This is a genomic window from Hoeflea sp. YIM 152468 (assembly GCF_029210485.1).
Lineage (GTDB): Bacteria > Pseudomonadota > Alphaproteobacteria > Rhizobiales > Rhizobiaceae > Hoeflea.
Genome location: NZ_JARGET010000008.1, coordinates 127,938 through 147,894 on the forward strand (window position 1 = coordinate 127,938; position 19,957 = coordinate 147,894).

General features: G+C 61.6%; 17 protein-coding genes and 2 tRNA genes. 13 read left to right on the plus strand and 6 right to left on the minus strand.

Annotated elements, in window-relative coordinates; translation table 11 throughout:
* Window positions 1-9: 9 nt before the first annotated feature.
* The 6 genes from PZ897_RS04770 to PZ897_RS04795 are packed head-to-tail and all read left to right on the plus strand — an operon-like array spanning window position 10 to window position 5,230.
* A complete protein-coding gene (locus tag PZ897_RS04770) occupies window positions 10-936 on the plus strand; it encodes a MoxR family ATPase (RefSeq protein ID WP_275750390.1) in 927 nt (308 codons plus the stop codon).
* A complete protein-coding gene (locus tag PZ897_RS04775; RefSeq protein ID WP_275750392.1) occupies window positions 936-2,165 on the plus strand; it encodes a VWA domain-containing protein in 1,230 nt (409 codons plus the stop codon). Before PZ897_RS04770 ends, PZ897_RS04775 begins: the two co-directional genes overlap by 1 nt.
* Before the next feature lie 49 nt (window positions 2,166-2,214).
* On the plus strand, window positions 2,215-2,574 hold the full coding sequence (locus tag PZ897_RS04780; RefSeq protein ID WP_275750394.1) for an XdhC family protein: 360 nt from the start codon (window positions 2,215-2,217) through the stop codon (window positions 2,572-2,574).
* Window positions 2,574-3,269, plus strand: coding sequence for an XdhC family protein (locus PZ897_RS04785; RefSeq protein WP_275750396.1), 696 nt, complete (start codon window positions 2,574-2,576; stop codon window positions 3,267-3,269). Before PZ897_RS04780 ends, PZ897_RS04785 begins: the two co-directional genes overlap by 1 nt.
* A 4-nt stretch (window positions 3,270-3,273) precedes the next feature.
* Window positions 3,274-4,923 (plus strand): molybdopterin-binding/glycosyltransferase family 2 protein, encoded by a 1,650-nt coding sequence (locus tag PZ897_RS04790; protein ID WP_275750398.1) that lies wholly within the window; start codon window positions 3,274-3,276, stop codon window positions 4,921-4,923.
* Complete coding sequence (locus PZ897_RS04795; RefSeq protein WP_275750400.1) at window positions 4,913-5,230, plus strand: TfoX/Sxy family protein; 318 nt, start codon at window positions 4,913-4,915, stop codon at window positions 5,228-5,230. The genes PZ897_RS04790 and PZ897_RS04795 overlap by 11 nt, the downstream gene beginning before the upstream one ends.
* 110 nt (window positions 5,231-5,340) lie before the next feature.
* Here PZ897_RS04795 and PZ897_RS04800 read toward each other — a convergent pair whose 3' ends face one another.
* The 4 genes from PZ897_RS04800 to bcp all read right to left on the minus strand — a co-directional run bounded on the left by PZ897_RS04800 (window position 5,341) and on the right by bcp (window position 9,996).
* The gene (locus PZ897_RS04800) at window positions 5,341-6,903 is read right to left on the minus strand and encodes a DEAD/DEAH box helicase (RefSeq protein ID WP_275750402.1); all 1,563 of its coding nucleotides are present in this window, start codon (window positions 6,901-6,903) and stop codon (window positions 5,341-5,343) included.
* Between the two features lie 348 nt (window positions 6,904-7,251).
* Window positions 7,252-8,556, minus strand: a complete 1,305-nt coding sequence (locus PZ897_RS04805) for a M23 family metallopeptidase (protein WP_275750405.1) — start codon at window positions 8,554-8,556, stop codon at window positions 7,252-7,254.
* 109 nt (window positions 8,557-8,665) lie between these two features.
* Entirely contained in the window at window positions 8,666-9,493 is an 828-nt protein-coding gene (locus PZ897_RS04810; protein ID WP_275750480.1) for a ferritin-like domain-containing protein, read from the minus strand.
* A 35-nt stretch (window positions 9,494-9,528) separates the two neighbouring features.
* Window positions 9,529-9,996, minus strand: coding sequence for a thioredoxin-dependent thiol peroxidase (gene bcp / locus PZ897_RS04815; RefSeq protein WP_275750406.1), 468 nt, complete (start codon window positions 9,994-9,996; stop codon window positions 9,529-9,531).
* Between the two features lie 127 nt (window positions 9,997-10,123).
* On the opposite strand from bcp, the gene PZ897_RS04820 reads away from it, so the two are divergent.
* Window positions 10,124-13,507 (plus strand): DUF3971 domain-containing protein, encoded by a 3,384-nt coding sequence (locus PZ897_RS04820; protein ID WP_275750407.1) that lies wholly within the window; start codon window positions 10,124-10,126, stop codon window positions 13,505-13,507.
* A gap of 60 nt (window positions 13,508-13,567) precedes the next feature.
* Here PZ897_RS04820 and tyrS read toward each other — a convergent pair whose 3' ends face one another.
* A complete protein-coding gene (gene tyrS / locus PZ897_RS04825; protein ID WP_275750408.1) occupies window positions 13,568-14,821 on the minus strand; it encodes a tyrosine--tRNA ligase in 1,254 nt (417 codons plus the stop codon).
* Between the two features lie 227 nt (window positions 14,822-15,048).
* On the opposite strand from tyrS, the gene PZ897_RS04830 reads away from it, so the two are divergent.
* Entirely contained in the window at window positions 15,049-16,200 is a 1,152-nt protein-coding gene (locus PZ897_RS04830; RefSeq protein ID WP_275750409.1) for an anhydro-N-acetylmuramic acid kinase, read from the plus strand.
* Window positions 16,201-16,367: 167 nt separating this feature from the next.
* Here the strand turns inward: PZ897_RS04830 and PZ897_RS04835 are convergent.
* Window positions 16,368-16,443 (minus strand) — tRNA-Val (locus PZ897_RS04835).
* A 246-nt stretch (window positions 16,444-16,689) separates the two neighbouring features.
* Here PZ897_RS04835 and PZ897_RS04840 point away from each other — a divergent pair.
* The 5 genes from PZ897_RS04840 (at window position 16,690) to PZ897_RS04860 (ending at window position 19,946) form a co-directional block, all read left to right on the plus strand.
* Window positions 16,690-16,766: transfer RNA gene (locus PZ897_RS04840), tRNA-Asp, on the plus strand.
* Window positions 16,767-17,198: 432 nt separating this feature from the next.
* On the plus strand, window positions 17,199-17,564 hold the full coding sequence (locus tag PZ897_RS04845; protein WP_275750410.1) for an NADH-quinone oxidoreductase subunit A: 366 nt from the start codon (window positions 17,199-17,201) through the stop codon (window positions 17,562-17,564).
* Window positions 17,555-18,130 (plus strand): NADH-quinone oxidoreductase subunit B, encoded by a 576-nt coding sequence (locus PZ897_RS04850; RefSeq protein WP_275750411.1) that lies wholly within the window; start codon window positions 17,555-17,557, stop codon window positions 18,128-18,130. Before PZ897_RS04845 ends, PZ897_RS04850 begins: the two co-directional genes overlap by 10 nt.
* A gap of 11 nt (window positions 18,131-18,141) precedes the next feature.
* A complete protein-coding gene (locus PZ897_RS04855) occupies window positions 18,142-18,744 on the plus strand; it encodes an NADH-quinone oxidoreductase subunit C (protein ID WP_275750482.1) in 603 nt (200 codons plus the stop codon).
* An 11-nt stretch (window positions 18,745-18,755) separates the two neighbouring features.
* Entirely contained in the window at window positions 18,756-19,946 is a 1,191-nt protein-coding gene (locus PZ897_RS04860) for an NADH-quinone oxidoreductase subunit D (protein ID WP_275750412.1), read from the plus strand.
* Window positions 19,947-19,957: the final 11 nt, after the last annotated feature.

The following is a 19,957-nucleotide window of genomic DNA, read 5'->3' on the forward strand; positions in this document are numbered from 1 at the left end:
CCCGGAGCCATGATGTCGATCACTCTTCCGTTGCCAGATTCGATAGATGAAACCCTCGCCCTGCTGTCGAGCCAGGGCTATGTGGCGAACAAGGCGCTGGCAACCGTGCTGTTTCTCAGCCTTCGGATGAAGCGGCCCTTGTTTCTCGAAGGCGAGGCGGGTGTCGGCAAGACCGAAATCGCCAAGGTTCTGGCCAAGGCGCTCGACCGGCCGCTGATCCGGCTGCAGTGCTATGAAGGACTGGATGTGTCCTCGGCGGTCTACGAGTGGAATTATCCGGCGCAGATGCTCGAAATCCGGCTGGCCGAGGCCACCGGCGAAGACGACCGGTCGGCGATCGAGCGCTCTATATTCTCGGAAAAACACCTGATTCGGCGTCCGGTGCTGCAGGCGCTGGACGGGGCCGATGGCCGGGCGCCGGTGTTCCTGATCGATGAGCTGGACCGGACCGACGAAGCCTTCGAGGCGTTCCTTCTGGAAATCCTGTCGGATTATCAGGTGACGATCCCGGAACTGGGCACGATCACGGCCAGTGAGCCGCCGATCGTCATCATCACCACCAACCGCACCCGCGAGATTCACGACGCGCTCAAGCGGCGCTGCCTGTATCACTGGGTGGATTACCCCTCTGCCGCAGTGGAGCTCGAAATCGTCCGCCTTAAGGTGCCGGGCTGCCATGCGGAACTGTCGCGGCAGGTGGTGAGCTACGTTCAGAAGCTGCGGCAGATGGATCTGTTCAAGAGCCCCGGCGTGGCCGAGACCATTGACTGGGCCACGGCGCTGACCGAACTCGACCGGCTCGCTCTCGACCCGGAGACTGTGTCTGACACGATCGGAACCCTGCTCAAGTACCAAGACGACATCGCCCGCATTGAAGGCAGCGCCGGACGGGAGCTGCTGGCCGAGGTAAAGGCCGATCTGGCTCAGGCATTGTAATGGCGGCACCCGCGACCGGGATCGATGGCAAGGACGGCGGCGGCCGCGTCGCCGACAATATCGTCTATTTCGCACGGGTGCTGCGCAAGGCCGGACTGAAGGTCGGCCCGGCAACGGTGCGCGATGCGGTCGAGGCGGTGCAAATCGCCGGGATTGGCAGCCGCGAGGAGTTTTACTGGGTGCTGCACTCGGTCTTCGTCAAGCGGCGCGAGGATCACGAGGTTTTCGATCAGGCGTTCAGACTGTTCTGGAGGACGCGCGATCTTGTCGAGAAAATGATCGCGATGTTTTCCCCGGTGGCGATGGAAAACAGGCAGCGGGAAAAGCTCAGACCCGGCGAGACACGAGTCAGTCAGGCGCTGTTTGAGGGGCACGAGACGAAGCGGCCGCCCGAAGACAAGCCGGTCATCGATATCGATGCACGCGAAACGATTTCGGGCAATGAAGTGTTGCGGCAGCGGGATTTCGCGCAGATGACCGCCAGCGAAATGGCTGCGGCCAAGCGGGCGATCGCGGCGCTGGCACTGCCGTTCGATCTGGTCGAGACCCGCCGCTACAAACCGTCGCCGGTGCCAAAAAAGATTGATCCGCGCGCCACCATGCGGGCTGCGATGCGGACCGGCGGCGATCTGATCCTGCCGCGGTTCCGCAAGCGCCGGAAAACCCATCCGCCGCTGGTCATCATCGCCGATATTTCCGGCTCGATGAGCCAGTACACGCGGGTGTTCCTGCATTTCATGCATGTGATCAGCGAGAAACGGCGCGGGGTTCACACCTTCCTGTTCGGCACCCGGCTGACCAACATCACCCGGCAGCTCCGCCACCGGGACCCCGACGAGGCGGTTGATCAGTGCACCAGCGCGGTCAAGGACTGGTCGGGCGGCACCCGGATCGGCGAAGCGCTTCGGCTGTTCAACCTTCGCTGGTCGCGCCGGGTGCTGGGGCAGGGGGCGGTGGTGATCCTGATCACCGACGGGCTTGAGCGCGATTCGGTCGAGGAGCTTGAAACCGAAATCGACCGGCTGCACCGCTCCTGCCGCCGGCTGATCTGGCTCAATCCGCTGCTGCGCTTTGACGGGTTCGAAGCCCGCGCGCGGGGTGTGCGCACCTTGCTTGGCCATGTCGATGAATTCCGCCCGATCCACAATATTGCAGCGATGGCCGATCTGGTGGCGGCTCTGGGTGCAAGCGATGCGGCCAAGTCCGACCCGCGGCGCTATATGACTTGAATTCGTCTGTCGGCGGTGGCCATACTGGGGGACAGCGATGGAGGCAGACATGACATCACAGATTTCAGTTGAAGCACCTGCCGAGACCTTTGCAGCGCAGCTTGATCCCTTAATGCTGGCGGAGAGCTGGATGCTGGAGGGCCGGGAGGTGGCCGTGGCAACGGTGATAAAGACCTGGGGGTCGGCGCCAAGGCCGGTCGGAAGCCATCTGGTGATTGATGCGGACGGCAATTTCAGCGGCTCGGTCTCGGGCGGCTGTGTCGAAGGCGCGGTGATTTCCGAAGCGGCGGAGGTGATTGCCAGTGGTGAGCCGAGAATGCTCGAATTCGGCGTTGCGGACGAGACCGCCTGGCGGGTCGGGCTCTCCTGCGGCGGCACGATCGAGGTCTATCTGGAGCGGATCGGCTGATGGACCCGCATCTGCTGAAAAAGCTCAATGCAGCGCGGCGCGACCGGCAAGCGGCGATCATGCTCACCGATCTTGCCGACGGCCGGAACCGCCTGGTGATGAAAGGCGATCCGGCAGCCGGGGATCTGGGCAGTGCGGTTGCCAAGGCTTTCCGGACCGGCAAATCCGGCGTGGTGGAGGCCGAGGGGCAGCAGTTCTTTCTCAATGTGCATGTTCCGTCACCCAGAATGGTGATCATTGGCGCGGTGCACATCTCGCAGGCGCTGGCGCCGATGGCGAAAATCGCCGGTTTCGACGTCAGGGTGATCGATCCGCGCACGGCATTTGCAACCCCTGACCGGTTCAGGAACGTCGATCTGGCCGCGGACTGGCCCGAGGATGTGCTCAAAGAGCAACCGCTGGACGCGTTCACGGCGCTGGTGGCGGTCACCCATGACCCCAAGATCGATGACTGGCCGCTGATCTCGGCGCTCAAGGCAGAGGCGTTCTATGTCGGAGCGCTGGGATCGCGCAAGACCCATGCGCGGCGGGTCGAGCGATTGACGGAGGCAGGTTTGAGCGATGCGGTTATCGGCCGGATTGCGGCACCGATCGGGCTCTCCATCGGCGCCCAGAGCCCGGAGGAAATTGCCGTGGCAATTCTGGCGCAGACCATCGCTGCCTTGCGCGAACCACCCCGGCCGTTGAAAGACTGACGGCGTGTTTTACGGGTCAGTTCCGCTGCGAGAGGCCGAAGGCACGGTGCTGGCGCATTCGCTGCGAACCGGCAGCCTGCGGCTGAAGAAGGGGCATGTGCTGACGGCCGGCGATCTCGAGGCAATCGGCCAAGGCGGCATCAGCACGGTCATCGTGGCGCGTCTGGATGATGGCGACGTTGGCGAGGACGCTGCGGCCGATACCCTGGCGGCGGCCTTCACCGGCGCGCATATCCGCGCGGCCAATGCATCCACCGGCCGCGTTAACCTGTTTGCCACCCAGGCCGGGCTGTTTTGTCCCGATCGCGGGCTGATCGACGGCTTCAACCGAATAGATCCTGCGATCACCTATGCCTGCCTTGCCGAGCATGTTGCCGTGCAAGCAGGCGAGATGGTTGCCACCATCAAGATCATTCCGTTGGCTGTTGCCGGTGTGACGTTGGAGCAGGCCGGCAGGGTGATTGCCGACCCCGGCTTTTCGCGGGTCGCGCCGTTCAAACCGGTGCGCGCCGGGCTGATCGCGACGATGCTGCCGACTCTGAAGACCTCGGTGATGGACAAGACCCGGGAGCGGCTGGCTGTGCGGCTGGCGCCGAGCGGCTCGAGCCTGGTCGAGGAGAGCCGCGTGGCCCACACGGCCGAAGCGGTTGCCGCCGAGATCGCCCGGATGGCGGCCGGGCTCGAGATGATCATGGTCTTCGGGGCTTCCGCCGTCACCGATCCCGAGGATGTCATTCCAGCGGCAATCCGCAAGGCCGGCGGGCATGTCGAGCGGGTCGGCATGCCGGTCGATCCGGGCAATCTGCTGGTGCTGGGGACGGTCGGCGATGTTCCGGTCATTGGCGCGCCAGGCTGTGCCCGCAGCCCCAAGGAGAATGGGTTTGACTGGGTGCTGGCGCGACTTCTTGCCGGCCAGATGCCGTCAACGGCAGATATCGCAGCAATGGGTGTGGGCGGATTGCTCACGGAAATTGTCACACGGCCGCAATTGCGGCAGCCCGTCGTAAAATCCAATCCGGACGGGGCGGATTTGAGCGTCGGCATTGTGCTGCTTGCGGCCGGCCGGGCCAGCCGCATGGGCGAGGCGGCGGGGCACAAACTGCTGGCGGTGTTTGACGGGGAATTGCTGATCCGCAGGCTGGCACGGATGGCAATGTCGTCAACGGCGCGCCAGACGGTGGTGGTGACCGGATACCGGGGCGAGGACATTGCCGCCCAGCTTGACGGGCTTGGCGTGCACCTGGCGCACAACCCGGCGTTCGAAAGCGGCATGGCCTCGTCGCTGAAATGCGGTCTGGGCGCGCTCGATGAGACCAGCGCCGGTGCGTTGATCCTGCTCGGCGACATGCCGGCTTTGACCGCCGCGCATCTGGACAGGCTGATCGCCCGTTTCGTCGAGCACCAGGGCAGGGCGATCATTCGCGCCTGCGACGGTGAGCGGCGCGGCAATCCGGTGATCCTGCCGCGGGCGGCCTTTGCCGAGGCGATGGCGCTGACGGGCGATGTCGGCGCCCGCGCCCTGATCGAAAGCGGTGTCTTTCCGGTTGTCGATGTTGAAATCGGCCCGGCGGCGCGCCTGGATGTCGACACGCCGGAGGCCGTGCGGGCAGCGGGTGGCGTCACCGAATCGACCGGATCTGCAGATGGACAATGACCGCATCCGCGAGATGTTTGCGAGCCTGGGCGAGGTGACGATCAGGCGCATGTTCGGCGGCAAGGGCATCTATCATCAGGGCAAGATCCTGGCGCTGGAAGTCAGCGGCGAAATCCTGCTCAAGGCCGATGCGGAAACCGCGCCTGAATTTGCCGGTGCGGGCGCCAGCCAGTGGAGCTATGACGGCAAAACCAAGCCGGTGGCAATGCCGTACTGGTCAATTCCCGATGCGGCGCTGGATGACCCCGAGGATCTGGCCAGATGGGTGGGCCTTGCCTGGGCCGCGGCGTTGCGGGCGAAGACATAGCAGGCTGCAGACCTGCACTTGAGCGGCTCACACAAAAAGAGAGGATCACACAAAAAAGCCGCCGGCGCGAAAGCCAGCGGCTGTGGTCCTGTGCAAGCCTGTCGGGGTGATCAGTACTTGCCGGCAATCATCATGAATGCCGGGATCTCGTCGCCAAACCCGACCGGTGTCGGCTCGCGGTCATCATTGTCGCGGCCACCGCGGCGGTTGCGATTGCGGCTGCGATCATCATTGGCATTGGCATTAGCATTGGCATTGGCATTGGCCGGTTCGGGTGTCCGCTGCGGCGCGGGACGGCGTTGACGGTCCTGGCGTTGCCGAGGTGCTTCAGGTTCGTGGTGCGGCGCGTCCTTGGAGACGGCCTCGACGATTTCGGCGGGCTGCTGCACCGCTTCGACCTCAGCTTCCGCAGCTTCGACCGGCGCCGGCTTTTCGTCGTTGCTGCGCTTCTCGCCACGTCCGGAACGGCGCGCAGTCCCCTTGCTGTCGCTGCGGCGGCCACGCGCCGGCTTCTCGTCAGCTTCGTCGGAAGACGACTGCAGGGCGTCCTTGCCATCAAGCCACTCGATGTCGCGGTCAATCAGCTTGGTGATCGCGTCGACATATTTGGCGTCCTTGCGCGAGACCAGTGTAAAGGCTGCGCCGGCACGACCGGCCCGACCGGTGCGGCCGATGCGATGGACATAGTCTTCGGCGTGGATCGGCACGTCAAAATTGAAGACGTGGCTGACAGCGGGTATATCCAGGCCGCGGGCGGCGACATCGGAGGCGACAAGCAACGAGATCTCGTTGTCCTTGAAGCCCTGAAGCATGTTGGTGCGTGAGCGCTGATCCATGTCGCCATGCAAAGCGCCGACCGAAAAGCCGTGTTTTTGCAGCGATTTGAAAAGATCAGCCACGTCTTTCTTGCGATTGCAGAAAATGATGGCGTTGGTCAGTTCGCTCTGGCTGCGGATCAACTCGCGCAGGCGTTCGCGCTTTTCGAAATCCTTGCCGCCGCAGGCAACCAGGCGCTGTTCAACCGTGGCGGCTGTGGACGAGGGCGGCGCCACTTCGATGCGGGCGGGATTTTGCAGGAACTTGTCAGCCAGCTTCTGAATCTCTGGCGGCATGGTGGCCGAGAAAAACAAGGTCTGACGGGTGAACGGAATGAATTTGACGATGCGCTCGATGTCGGGAATGAAGCCCATGTCGAGCATTCTGTCGGCTTCGTCGATGACGAGAACTTCCACGCCGGTCATCAACAGCTTGCCGCGTTCGGTATGATCGAGCAGCCGGCCCGGTGTGGCGATCAGCACGTCTGCGCCACGCTCCAGCTTGCGGTCCTGTTCGTCAAAGGAGACGCCGCCGATCAGCAACACGATGTTGAGGCGATGGTTCTTGCCGTATTTCTCGAAATTCTCATGCACCTGTGCGGCGAGTTCGCGCGTCGGTTCGAGGATCAGTGTCCGCGGCATACGCGCCCTGGCACGGCCTCTTTCCAGCATCGTCAGCATCGGCAGCACGAAGCCGGCAGTCTTGCCGGTTCCGGTCTGGGCGATGCCCAGAATGTCGCGCCTCTCCAGAGCCGGCGGAATAGCGCCTTCCTGAATCGGGGTGGGCGTCGTGTAGCCAGCGTCAGTGACGGCGGACAATACTTTTTGGCTTAAGCCAAGATCAGCAAAAGTGGTCAATTGGGAGCGTTTTCCGTTTCGGAGTGTGCGGCAAAACACAGGAGAGCGATGAGATCGCAGGTCCTGCCCGTTTCGATTAATCGTTACCGCTGCCTGAGTCAAGAAAAAGCCCGAAATTTGGCCTTTAGCGGTTGCATTTCCTTCTGTTCCTGAAGAATCTCAGATCACTGAGCAGCCTGAACCTTCGATCCCAAGGCGCCGCATCCAGTTGATTGTCACGCCATCTGTCGCGTTATTGCTGGGACTTGCACTATCCTTGACGGGATTGGCCGCAAGACAGATGACGGCCGCATCATTGGCAGTCGGCAGCCTGGCTTTCGGCCTGGGTGGCGTGCGGCGTGCGCCTGTCTACCGGTTTGCAACCAGCAACGTCTTGAGTTTTTTTGCGGCTTTGAGAAAGCGCATGGCGTCGATCGGAGTGCCGTTGCGGCGCACTTCATAGTGCAGATGAGGTCCGGTCGAGCGACCGGTTGATCCGGATTTGCCGATGCGCGCGCCCATGATCACGTGGTCGCCTTCCCGCACTTCGATGGCTGAAAGGTGAGCGTAGCGGGTGGTCAGGCCATTGCCGTGGTCGATCTCGATCATCTTGCCATATCCGCCATTGCGCCCAGCATGAATGACGATACCGGTCCCGGTGCTGAAGATCGGGGTGCCGGTTGGCGCCCGGAAATCGATGCCGCTATGAAAGGCCAGGCGGCCGACAAACGGATCGCGGCGATTGCCGAAACGTGAGGTGATCTCGCGTCCCGGCGCCGGATAGCCGACCGGCAGTTTGCTGGCGTGACGCCGCACTGCATCGAGTCGGCCAAGCGCCTGGTCGAGATCATCCATCGTTGCATCAAAGGCGTTGGGGTCATTGGGGCGCACGAAGGGTCCGCCCACAGCGGTGTCGTCGAATGCCGGCATCGGCAAGCCTGTTGTCTTGATGATCTCGTCGATTTCAGAGGCGGTCTCGAAGGCGTCGATTGCCAGCGCCTGCATCTTCTCGATCTGCTCGCGTTCGATGGACTTGAGCGACAGGGTGACACTGGAGAAAATCCGGTCCGCCCGCTCTCCGACCGATTCCCGCTCGACAGCGCCGATGCCGGAGGTGAAGGCGAGAGGATTCATATGAGCCTGCGCCGGGTCGGTGAGAATCGTCGCCCGGGTCGCAAGTGCGGCAAGACGCTGTGTCTTGGCAGCGGCGGTGGCCAGAGCAGCATGTTTCTTCGGGTTTTCGGTGGGAACCGGGATCGGGCCGGGCGCAGCACCGGCGCGGTCGAGCAACGGTCCCAGTTTTCCTTGACGATTTGTCAGAGCGTTCTGCCGGGCGATAAGCTCGGCGACTTTCTCCTCCATCAATTGCTGGTCGAGCAATTGCCGGCTGGTGACCCGGTCGACCTGGGAGCGCAAAGCAGCGATCCGGTCCTCGTAAGCGTGCTGCATGCGGGCCTGGCGCGCCATTGATGCCCCGATAAGGTCGTCGCGCAGCACCAGATAGGACGTCGCGCCGAGATACCCGATCGCCATGACCCCCAGAAATGACATCAACAGACCGGCAATCCACGGACGAATGGTCACGTGACGGATGCTTTCGCCGCTGGCGAGTATGATTGTGTGCGAATGTTTTGGCTTTTTGCCAAAAACACGGCTGTCCTGCCTCTGCGACACTCGGTAATCCTCGTGGGAACGGGTTGCCGTTACTTGTTCAAGCGGGATTACACAGTGTTAAGGTTAACAAATATTTGAGCCCGCGCATTTCGGGGGCAATTGAGCGGTCTCAGGACATGTTCTGGCTGCTCAAGGCGCGGTAAAATGTCGGCGTCAGCCCGGCGGCGGCGCGGGCGAGGTCATTGAAGGGCGGTTTGAGGCCGCCTCGGAAATTGGCCCGTACGAGCAGTCTGAAAACCTCCGCCGGGTCCTTGCCCTGGCGGGCACAGATGAACCGGAACCATTTGGCGCCGATTGCGACATGTTTCTTCTCATCCTCGTAGATCACCTCGAGTACGGCAGCGGTCTCCTCGTCGCCGACCTCCCGCATTTTGATCAGCAACGACGGGGTCACGTCCAGCCCCCTGGCTTCGAGGATCAGCGGCACGACCGCCAACCTTGCGGTCAGGTCATTGCGGGTGTCGTGGGCGGCTTGCCACAGCCCGTCATGGGCGGGGAGATCGCCATAATCCGCGCCCAGGGCATGAAGGCGTTGTCGCACCAGTTTGAAATGCTTGGCTTCTTCGAAGGCGACCTGCATCCATCCGTCAAAGAAACTCTGCGGCATCGGGGCGGTGGCGAAACGGGCGACAATGTCGAGCGCCAGATCCATCGCATTGAGTTCGATATGAGCGATGGCATGCAGCAGTGCGATACGTCCGCGCTGCGAGTGGAGCGAGCGGCGCTTGACTTGCGTCGGCGGCACCAGGTCGGGCCTGTCCGGCCGCCCCGGACGAACAGGTGCAAGACTGTCGAGCGGCGAGCGCAACGACAGGCGGCGGTTGTGCCATCGCCGGGCCACTTCCTGGGTGAGGGCTGTCTTGTCGTCCAGATCCCGGGCCCGAATGGCTCGGGCTGCACCATCGCGCAGTGACCGTAATGGCTGGTCGGGAGTCAGAGCGTCCGACTCCGCCTGGTGCGGCAGATTGAGCGTCACAGCGACCGCACCGCCTCCAGCACTGTCTGCGCATGCCCCTTGGGCTTCACCCTGCGCCAGATGCGGGCGATGGTGCCATCGGAGTCAATCAGGAAGGTGGAGCGCTCGACACCCATATAGGTCCGCCCATACATGCTTTTCTCCTTCCACACCCCATAGGCCTGGAGCACTGATTTGTCAGTGTCAGACGCAAGGATGATGCCGAGATCATGTTTGGCGATGAATTTGTCGTGGGCTTTCACCGGGTCAGGCGACATGCCGACAACGATAGCCCCGGCGTCGTCGAATTCGGCTGCAAGAGCCGTAAAGTCGACTGCCTGGATTGTGCAGCCGCTGGTGTCGTCCTTGGGGTAGAAATAAAGCACGACCTTCTTGCCGGAAAGATCCTTCATCGACACGTTTCCGCCGCCATCGCGTGGCAAATCGAAGTCCGGAGCCCGCATACCTTCGTCAAGTTCGCTCATTGGGGAAGCCTTTCATCGCATTGATGGAATGTTTTACATGTGACCCTGTCGTCCGCCGATATATATAGCTGAGCCCGACAGTCCACCAGAATCACTGACAAATCCGAAAGTTGACACCTCACCGCCGATGCCGAATCAACCGATAGACAAGGTCAAATTCAGAAAACGCGACATTGCCGCGTTGCACGACATGCCGTCTGCCAATGCGGACGATCAGATTTTGGTTCGGGGGCATCATCCGCGGCACTGGGCAAGGTCGACTGCCGGCTGGGTGGCCGGACTCCTTCTGCTGCTGACGGTTCTGATCGGCGGATTCTTTGCAGCCTTGCAGACAGGTCGCATCGACGGCTTCATCCGCGACCGCGCCCAACTGGCGCTGAGCCAGGCAGTTGGCCCGGAAAACCGGGCGCAACTCGAATCGGCGGCAATTCGTTTGACCTCGCGCGGCCAGCTCGCGCTTCTGGCGCGCGATGTTGTGGTGCGGCGGCAGGACGGATCGACACAGCCCAGCCATGCCGAAAGCATACTCATTGCGCTCGATCCGCTGGCGTTGCTGGGTGGCCGGATCTCGGTGTCTTCGGTCGATGTTGACGGCGTTGGCCTGACCGCCCCGCAGGGCGATGGGTTTAATCTGACTGACCTTGCCGGATTCCGGATCGACGGTACGGACGCGATGATCGAACAGTTGTTTTCGCTTCTGAACAGCGTGGCCGAGCAAGCCAACACTGTGGACACAACGGAGTTCCGGTTTTCCGGCATTCGGATATCGGGTGCCGGTGCGCCGGTTGTGATTGAAAATGCTGCGGTGCGCCGACTTGATTCGAAAAGATACGAGATCGAAGCGAACATCGAGCGGGCCGGACGCCGGATCAACTTCAAGGGGACAGCCAGCGCGCGCACCCGGGAAAGCGGGCTTTCGGCTATTTCGGGACAGATCGGCGGCCTTGCCATCGATTTCCGGACGAAAGCTCCCCTGGAACGGCAAAACGGTGTGTCAGCGCCGCTCGAGATCACGTTTGATGCCTCCCGCGCCACGGCGGAGCGGAGGGCGGCTCTTTCTGTCAAGGCGCTGGCGGTCGACGGAACCTTGATGATGGGAGGGGTGGAAGCCGCAATTCGCGAGGCTCGTCTGAACCTGGTTTACATGCCGAAGCTGCACAAGATCGAGATCACCCCTTCGATCTTCCGTGTTGGCGAAACCGTCATTCCCTTCACCGGTGGGCTGATTGACGCGGACCGGATCGACAAAACATCCGGACCCGGCATTGCCCTTGATTTCGTCACCACCCGGGGCCGCGCGGCACCCGGCGATTCCGATGAAGCGCCGATTTCTTTCGAAGGAAAGGCGTTCGGCCGGTTTGACGCGGCACAAAAGCTGCTGGTGGCGGAAGAGCTGACAATAGCGTCGGAGCAGGGCGCGCTGTTCGGATCGGCCTCCTGGCGGTTTGTCGAGGGAATTTCGCCGGAGATAAACCTGGTTGCCGAGGTGCCGCGCATGAGCACAGCGGCGGTGAAGCAATTCTGGCCCTATTGGGTGGGCAAGCGTGCACGGCGGTGGGCGCTTGACAATCTTTACGGTGGAACCGTGAGCAACGGCCGCATTCAATTGGCGGCGCCAGCGGGCCATTACAAGCCGGAAGGCCAGAGCGGTTTCACGGAAGACCAGTTGCAGATCGATTTTGATATTGAACGAACCCGGATGAATGTGGCCGGAAACATTCCGCCATTGCGCGATACCGTCGGCCATATGCGCCTTCGCGGGACCAGTGTCAGCTTCAACATTGCCTCAGCCACGGCATTTTTTCCGACCGGACGCACCGTTGACGTGACCAATGCCACATTCTCGATTCCGGACACGGACTCGCAGCCGCTGATGGCAGATCTGGCGATGTCAGTGAGCGGCAACGCGGATGCGGTGGCCGAATTGATTTCCTATCATCCCATTGACGCACTTGATAAGATCGGACTCGTGCCGGAGGAGTTGAGCGGAAAACTTTCCTCCAAGGTGACGGCGCGGTTCGGGCTTATCAATGAACAGTCACCGCCGCCGCCGGACTGGAATGTCAGTCTTGACCTGCAAGCTGTCGATATCGCCAAGCCGATCGATGGCAGGTTGCTGACCGAAATGACCGGCAGTCTCGTCGTGACGCCGGTGCGGGCCGAATTGAAAGCCGACGCACGGGTGGACGGGGCGCAGATGACCCTTGATGTGGTGCAGCCGGTCGGCAAGTCGTCGGTGCCGGTTCATAACAAACTGTCCGGCACCCTCAGCCCGGAAGATCGGGAAACACTCGCTCCCGGCAGTGGTGCCTTGGTGTCGGGCCCGGTCGGGTTCACGCTTGAAGGCGGCGCCGACGGCGTGCAGTCGGTGACCCTGGATCTCAAGGCCGCAAAACTCACCGTTCCAGGCGTCGGCTGGGTCAAGGGAGAGGGGGTGGCTGGAAAGCTTGCGTTTTCGATGCTTACCGAAGGCCAGAAGGTTCAGCTCTCGGATCTGAAGCTGTCGGGCGATGGGTTCGAGGCTGCCGGCGCTGTGACCCTCAACAAGGGACAATTGGTGGCAGCCACGTTCGATCACGTGGCCTTGTCGCCGCGTGACAATTACCGGGCGACGGTTTCCCGCAAGGGCAAAGCTTACGTGGTCAAGATTGGCGGCAAGGCCATCGATGCGCGCCCGATCATCACGCTGGCCAAAGCCGCGGGAGCGAGCGCACCGGGAGACGCATCCGCCAGTGCGCCGGTCGAGGTGGAGGCGAACGTCGAGTCGATTCACGGCTATTCGGATGAAACACTCACCGGTGGATCGGTGCGTTACAAGGGCCAGGGAGCGCGGATCGATCTTCTTGACGTCAAGGCGGTGACCGGCAGCGGTCAGGCGCTGGTGATCGCGGTCGCGGGAAGCAAAACCAGCGAGACCATGGATGTCACCAGCGGCGACGCCGGTGCCTTCGCCCGTTTCGCCGGGATTTACTCCCGCATCCGCGGCGGGTTGCTCAATATCCGGTTGAAGCGCCAGGACGGTCCGCTGCGCCGGGGAGTGATCGACATCAGGAATTTCGATGTGGTCGGCGAGCCGCGGCTGGGATCGCTGGTGTCAACGCCCGGCAATCAAGACGGCAAGAGCCTCAAGGACGCGGTCAAGGGTGGCCTTGATGTTTCCGAAGCCCGCTTTGAAGTGGCCAATGCCCGTGTGGTGTCCGGCAATGGCCAGTTGAGCGTCAGCGAAGGCGTGATCCGCGGCCCGCAGATCGGCGCATCGTTTCAGGGCCAGGTTTACGATCAGAAGGGGCGCATCGATCTGACCGGCACCTTCATGCCGGCCTATGGGGTCAACCGGCTGTTCAGCGAGTTGCCGCTGATCGGGGTCCTGCTAGGCAATGGCCGCGACCGGGGTCTGATCGGCATCACCTTCAGGCTGGCAGGCAAGACATCTTCGCCGCTGGTGGAGGTCAACCCGCTGTCGGTGATTGCACCGGGTGTGTTCCGGTCGATCTTCGAGTTCCGGCCGTGACAAAAAAGGCCGCCGGTGCTGGGCGCGCCGGCGGCTTGATCAATGCGGGTATGGCGCGCGCTACTGCGGCCGAACCAGGATGTGCTTCTTCTTGCCAAGCGAGAGTTTGATCACTCCGTCATCATTGAGATAGCTGGTGTTGACCAGGATCTTGTCGTCGGTGACAGGCGCATCATTGAGCTTGATCGCCCCGCCCTGGACATGTCGGCGGGCCTCGCCATTGGAGCCAGCCAGGCCAGCGCGGACAAACAGCGCCAGCAGACCGATGCCGGCCGCAAGTTCGGACGCTGCAACCGTGATGGTGGGCAGATCGGTTGCCGTCTGGCCTTCCTCAAAGGTCTTGCGGGCGGTCTCGGAGGCCTGTTCGGCTGCGGCCCGGCCATGCAGCATGGCAGTGACTTCGGTCGCCAGCAGCTTCTTGGCTTCGTTGATTTCAGCACCGCCAAGCGCCGCAAGCCGGGCGATCTCATCGAGCGGCAAGGTGGTGTAGAGCTTGAGGAAGCGGCCGACATCGGCATCCTCGCTGTTGCGCCAGTACTGCCAGAATTCATAGGCGCCGAGCATGTCGGCGTTGAGCCAGACCGCGCCATTGGCGGATTTGCCCATCTTGGCTCCCGACGATGTGGTCAGCAGCGGCGACGTGAGCGCGTAAAGCTGCGGACACTCCATCCGGTGGCCGAGATCGATGCCATTGATGATATTGCCCCACTGGTCCGATCCGCCCATCTGCAAGCGGCAGCCATAGCGCTTGTTCAGTTCAACAAAATCATAGGCCTGGAGAATCATGTAGTTGAATTCCAGGAACGACAGCGATTGCTCGCGATCAAGCCGGGTCTTGACCGAATCGAAGGCCAGCATCCGGTTGACCGAAAAATGCCGGCCGACATCGCGCAGGAATTCGACATAGTTGATGCCCATCAGCCATTCGGCATTGTCGACCATCAGCGCATCCTGCGGCCCGGCGCCAAACTCAAGGTAGTTGGCGAAGACGCTCTTGATGCCGGCGATGTTGCCGGCGATCACATCCGGCGTCATAAGCTTGCGGGCCTCATCCTTGAAGGACGGATCGCCGATCATGCCGGTGCCGCCGCCCATCAAGGCGATCGGCCGGTGGCCGGTCTTTTGCATCCAGTGCAGCATCATGATCTGGATCAGACCGCCGGCATGCAGGCTCGGGGCTGTCGGGTCGAAGCCGATATAGCCGGTCACAGTCTCTTTCCGGAACAGTTCATCAAGACCTGACGCATCGGAGGTCTGGTGAATGAACCCGCGCTCCTCAAGCGTGCGCAGGAAATCGGATTTGTAGGCTGACATGTCGCTGTCCTTGCGGTTATCTCGTCATGACCGGGAAAAATCGGCGCCGGCCAAGTTCCGGCACCCGGACGCGCCTTTAGCACCGGCGCGCCATGCATTCAACCAAAGAGCCCCGAATCAGGTCGTGGCTGCCGGCGGTGACGTCGAACTGCGCCTCTTGTCGGATTGCCCCCTGCGGGCGGGAGCGAATCTGCTAGGCCGGTCGGATAAACAACGAGGAGACGGCAATGGCAGGGGAGGGTGGAGTGAAGCGGGCCATCGGATTGATGAGCGGCACGTCGATGGACGGGATCGATCTCGCCATGCTCGAGACCGATGGTGATGGCCGTGTTCAGCGCGGTGCGGCGTCCTTCACCGCCTATGATGCCGGGTTGCGTAAACGGCTTGAGCGGGCGCTGGAGACGGCCAAGGCGATCGAGACACGCAGCGACAGGCCCGGCGAGCTGGCTCAACTCGAAGCGGAGTTGACTGACCGGCATGCGGGTGCGGTCGAGGCCTTCCTGACGCGTGAAGGTCTGAGTCCAGCCCGGATCGATGTCATCGGGTTTCATGGCCAGACGGTTTTGCACCGGCCGTTGAAGCGGTTGACCGTGCAGCTGGGCGACGGTCAGCGTCTGGCTTCCCGATTGGGCATAGATGTCGTTCATGACATGCGTGCCCATGACATGACCCTTGGCGGGCAGGGGGCGCCGCTGGTGCCGGCCTACCACCGGGCGCTGGCCGCCGGGCTGGACCCGGACTGGGCCGGCAAATTGCCGGTGGCCTTTGTCAATATCGGCGGCATCTCCAACATCACCTATATCGGTCAGGATGGTGATCTGTGCGCCTTCGACAGCGGTCCCGGCAACACGCTGATCGACCAGTGGGTGACGCGGCACGCGGGCATTCCGTACGATTCGGGTGGGGCGATCGGATCGGAAGGCCGGGTTCTTTCGGGGCTTGCCAACCGCTATCTGACTTCGCCTTTTTTCACCGCCAGGGAGCGGATCTCGCTCGACCGCAATGATTTCAAGCTGCCCGATGACACGGAAGCCGGGCTGGAGGACGGCGCGCGCACGCTGGCCTTCGTGACCGCCGCGGCAATTGCGAAGGCGCAAGCACACCTGCCTCAAAAGCCCGAACTGTGGATTCTGACAGGTGGCGGCCGCCACAACCGGTTGATTGTCGAGGACCTGACCGTGGCAACGCGACACACCGGACAGGTGATCGTTGCGGAAGAGGCGGGGCTGAATGGCGATTCGATGGAGGCGGAAGCCTGGGCCTGGCTGGCTGTGCGCTCCTTGCGCGGCTTGCCGCTGACCTATCCCGGAACCACAGGAGTGAGCGAGCCGGCCACGGGAGGGATGCTGGCGCGCGCCAAAAGGCCGGACATCGCCTGAGGCTCCCGGCGGCTTGCTTGTCCGGACCGGTTTTCAAGAAGATCGGTCGGGGCCTGCAGCAATTGCCGCATCAGAGCGTCGACTTCGGCAAAGGGCCGTCCAGTCGCCTGCACGCCGGAGAAATTCTCGGCGAAGCCGTCTTTTTGATACATCATCTGTGGGGAAAATGGTGGGCGATGACGGACTCGAACCGCCGACATCCTCGGTGTAAACGAGGCGCTCTACCAACTGAGCTAATCGCCCTCAGTTCGGTGGCGCTTCCTTTAGGAGGTTCACCGCCGTTCCGCAACAAAAAACAACCGGGGTCCACATCTAAACGCAAGCCGGCCCGATTGCCTGCGGTTGCGAACCGGCTTTGAAGGCGCTGTTTTCCAACAAGTTTCAACTTTGTCGTATTTCCTTTGCAATCGACGCTTGACACCTCTGTGCGAACGCCGTACTTCACCGCTCACGGAACGGCGGTCACCCGCTGTTGCCGCTGAAAAATGCGCGGGTGTAGCTCAGTTGGTTAGAGTGCCGGCCTGTCACGCCGGAGGTCGCGGGTTCGAGTCCCGTCACTCGCGCCATTTTTCAAGTTTGAAGCGGACGCCATGTTGCTTCGCCCTTCGGGGCACATCTTCTCCTCACAGATTGATTTTGCCTGATCTGCCAATGCCGGCTTTGCAAGTGGGATTCGGCGCGGGGCCACGGCGGCCCGTTTGCGGGAATCAGGCCGGGCGTGACCAGGCTTGCGCGGCAAGCGGCTGATTCTCCTGCGCGCGCTTTGGCCGCCTGTTTTGAGAGCGGGTGCGAAAAAAATGCGTCCTTTGTGGCTGCAGCAAGACACAGGCCTACGAAAACTGATACTATCAGCTCAAATCCTCCTTGCGCCCTTGCGCAGGGTGCCGGGCTGCGCTAACCACGCCGCGTTGCAACATGATCAGCCGTACAGGCGAGGGACCGGCTCCAGACCACGGGCAGGACGGGCTTCGACTGTGACGGAAACAGGAACAAACGTCATGACGGAACTTCTGGGCTCATATCTACCGATCGCCATCTTTATCGGATTGGCACTTGTCATCGGTCTGGCTTTGCTGATCGCGCCTTTCGCGGTCGCCTATAGAAATCCCGATCCGGAAAAACTCTCCGCCTATGAATGTGGTTTCAACGCCTTCGATGATGCGCGGATGAAGTTCGATGTGCGGTTTTATCTGGTCGCGATCCTGTTCATCATTTTTGACCTCGAGGTCGCATTCCTGTTTCCCTGGGCAGTTTCCTTCGGGGACATCGGCTGGATGGGCTTCTGGTCGATGATGATGTTTCTCTGCGTGCTGACGGTCGGCTTTGTCTACGAGTGGAAAAAGGGAGCCCTGGAATGGGAGTAAGCAACACACCATTGGTGGCGCCTGCGCCCAAGGGAATCATTGATCCCGGTACCGGCAAGCCGGTCGGCAGCGACGATGTGTTTTTCGGCGAGATCAACAACGAGTTGGCCGACAAGGGATTTCTGGTCACCTCCACGGACGAGTTGATCAACTGGTCCCGCACGGGGTCGCTGATGTGGATGACGTTCGGCCTGGCCTGCTGCGCTGTCGAGATGATGCAGATGTCGATGCCGCGCTATGACGCCGAGCGCTTCGGAATCGCGCCGCGCGCCAGCCCGCGCCAGTCGGACGTGATGATCGTTGCCGGCACGCTGACCAACAAGATGGCGCCGGCCCTGCGCAAGGTCTACGACCAGATGCCAGAGCCACGCTATGTGATCTCGATGGGCTCGTGCGCCAATGGCGGCGGTTATTATCACTATTCCTATTCGGTGGTGCGCGGCTGTGACCGCGTCGTGCCGGTGGATATTTATGTCCCAGGCTGTCCGCCGACAGCCGAGGCGCTTTTGTACGGTGTGCTGCTGCTGCAGAAGAAGATGCGCCGCACCGGCACGATCGAGCGCTAGGAGACCTGATGATGAGCCAAGTGCTGAAGGAACTTTCCGACTATCTCACCGAAGTCAAAGGTGGGTTGATTGACCGCGCCGAGATCGCTTTTGACGAGTTGACCTTGGTTACACAGCCGGGAAGCCTGATCGAACTGATGACGTTTCTGCGCGATGACGCGCAGTGCCAGTTCATCAGTTTCATCGATTGCTGCGGTGTGGACTGGCCGGGCAGGGCGGATCGTTTCGATGTGGTTTATCATCTGCTGTCGCCGCGGCAGAATTTCCGCATCCGTGTTCAGGTGGCGACGTCTGAAGAGGCAGCCGTGCCGTCACTGACATCGGTGTTTCCAGGTGCTGACTGGTTTGAGCGCGAAGCCTATGATCTGTACGGCATTCTGTTCACCGGCCATCCCGACCTGCGCCGCATCCTCACCGATTACGGGTTCGAGGGCTATCCGCTGAGGAAGGATTTCCCGCTGACCGGATTTGTTGAGGTGCGCTACGATGATGAAGTCAAGCGAGTCGTCTACGAGCCTGTCGAGCTGAAGCAGGAGTTTCGCAATTTCGATTTTCTTTCCCCCTGGGAAGGCACCGATTACGTGCTGCCGGGCGATGAAAAAGCCAAGGGGTGAGGACGGATACCATGAACGAACATAACGTCCGCAACTTCAACATCAATTTCGGCCCGCAACACCCGGCGGCACATGGCGTGCTGCGGCTGGTGCTGGAGCTCGACGGCGAGATCGTCGAGCGGGTGGACCCGCATATCGGGCTCTTGCACCGCGGCACCGAAAAGCTGATCGAATCGAAGACCTATCTGCAGGCGATTCCCTATTTCGACCGGCTCGATTATGTCGCGCCGATGAACCAGGAACATGCCTTTGCGCTGGCGGTTGAAAAACTGGTCGGCGTCACCGTTCCCAAGCGCGGCCAGTTGATCCGGGTGCTGTATTCCGAAATCGGGCGGATTCTGTCGCACCTGCTCAACGTCACGACGCAGGCCATGGACGTTGGTGCGTTGACACCGCCGCTCTGGGGCTTTGAAGAGCGCGAAAAGCTGATGGTGTTTTACGAGCGGGCCTGTGGCGCGCGCATGCACTCGGCCTATTTCCGGCCAGGTGGCGTGCATCAGGATCTGCCGCATGATCTGGTCGAGGATATCGGCAAGTGGTGCGATCCGTTCCTCAAGACCTGTGATGACATCGAAGGTCTGTTGACCGACAACCGCATCTTCAAGCAGCGCAATGTCGACATTGCCGTGGTCAAGCTCGACGATGCCTGGGCCTGGGGTTTTTCCGGCGTGATGGTGCGCGGCTCAGGCGCCGCCTGGGACTTGCGCCGGTCACAGCCCTATGAATGCTATTCGGAATTGGATTTCGACATTCCGATCGGCAAGAATGGCGACTGCTATGACCGATACCTGGTGCGCATGCAGGAAATGCGTGAATCGGTTAAGATCATGAGGCAGTGTGTCGACCTGCTGCTGGGCGATGAGAAAGTCGGACCGGTTTCGTCGGAAGACGGCAAGATCGTCCCGCCAAAGCGCGGCGAGATGAAGCGGTCGATGGAAGCCTTGATTCATCATTTCAAGCTTTACACCGAAGGCTACAGGGTTCCCGAGGGCTCGGTTTATGCCGCCGTCGAGGCACCGAAGGGCGAGTTTGGCGTTTATCTTGTGTCGGATGGGTCCAACAGGCCGTACCGGTGCAAGATCAGGGCTCCTGGATTTGCGCATTTGCAGGCGATGGATTTCCTTTGCCGCGGTCATCAGCTGGCCGACGTCTCCGCGATTCTCGGCTCGATCGATATCGTGTTTGGCGAGGTTGACCGATGACTGGTTTTCAA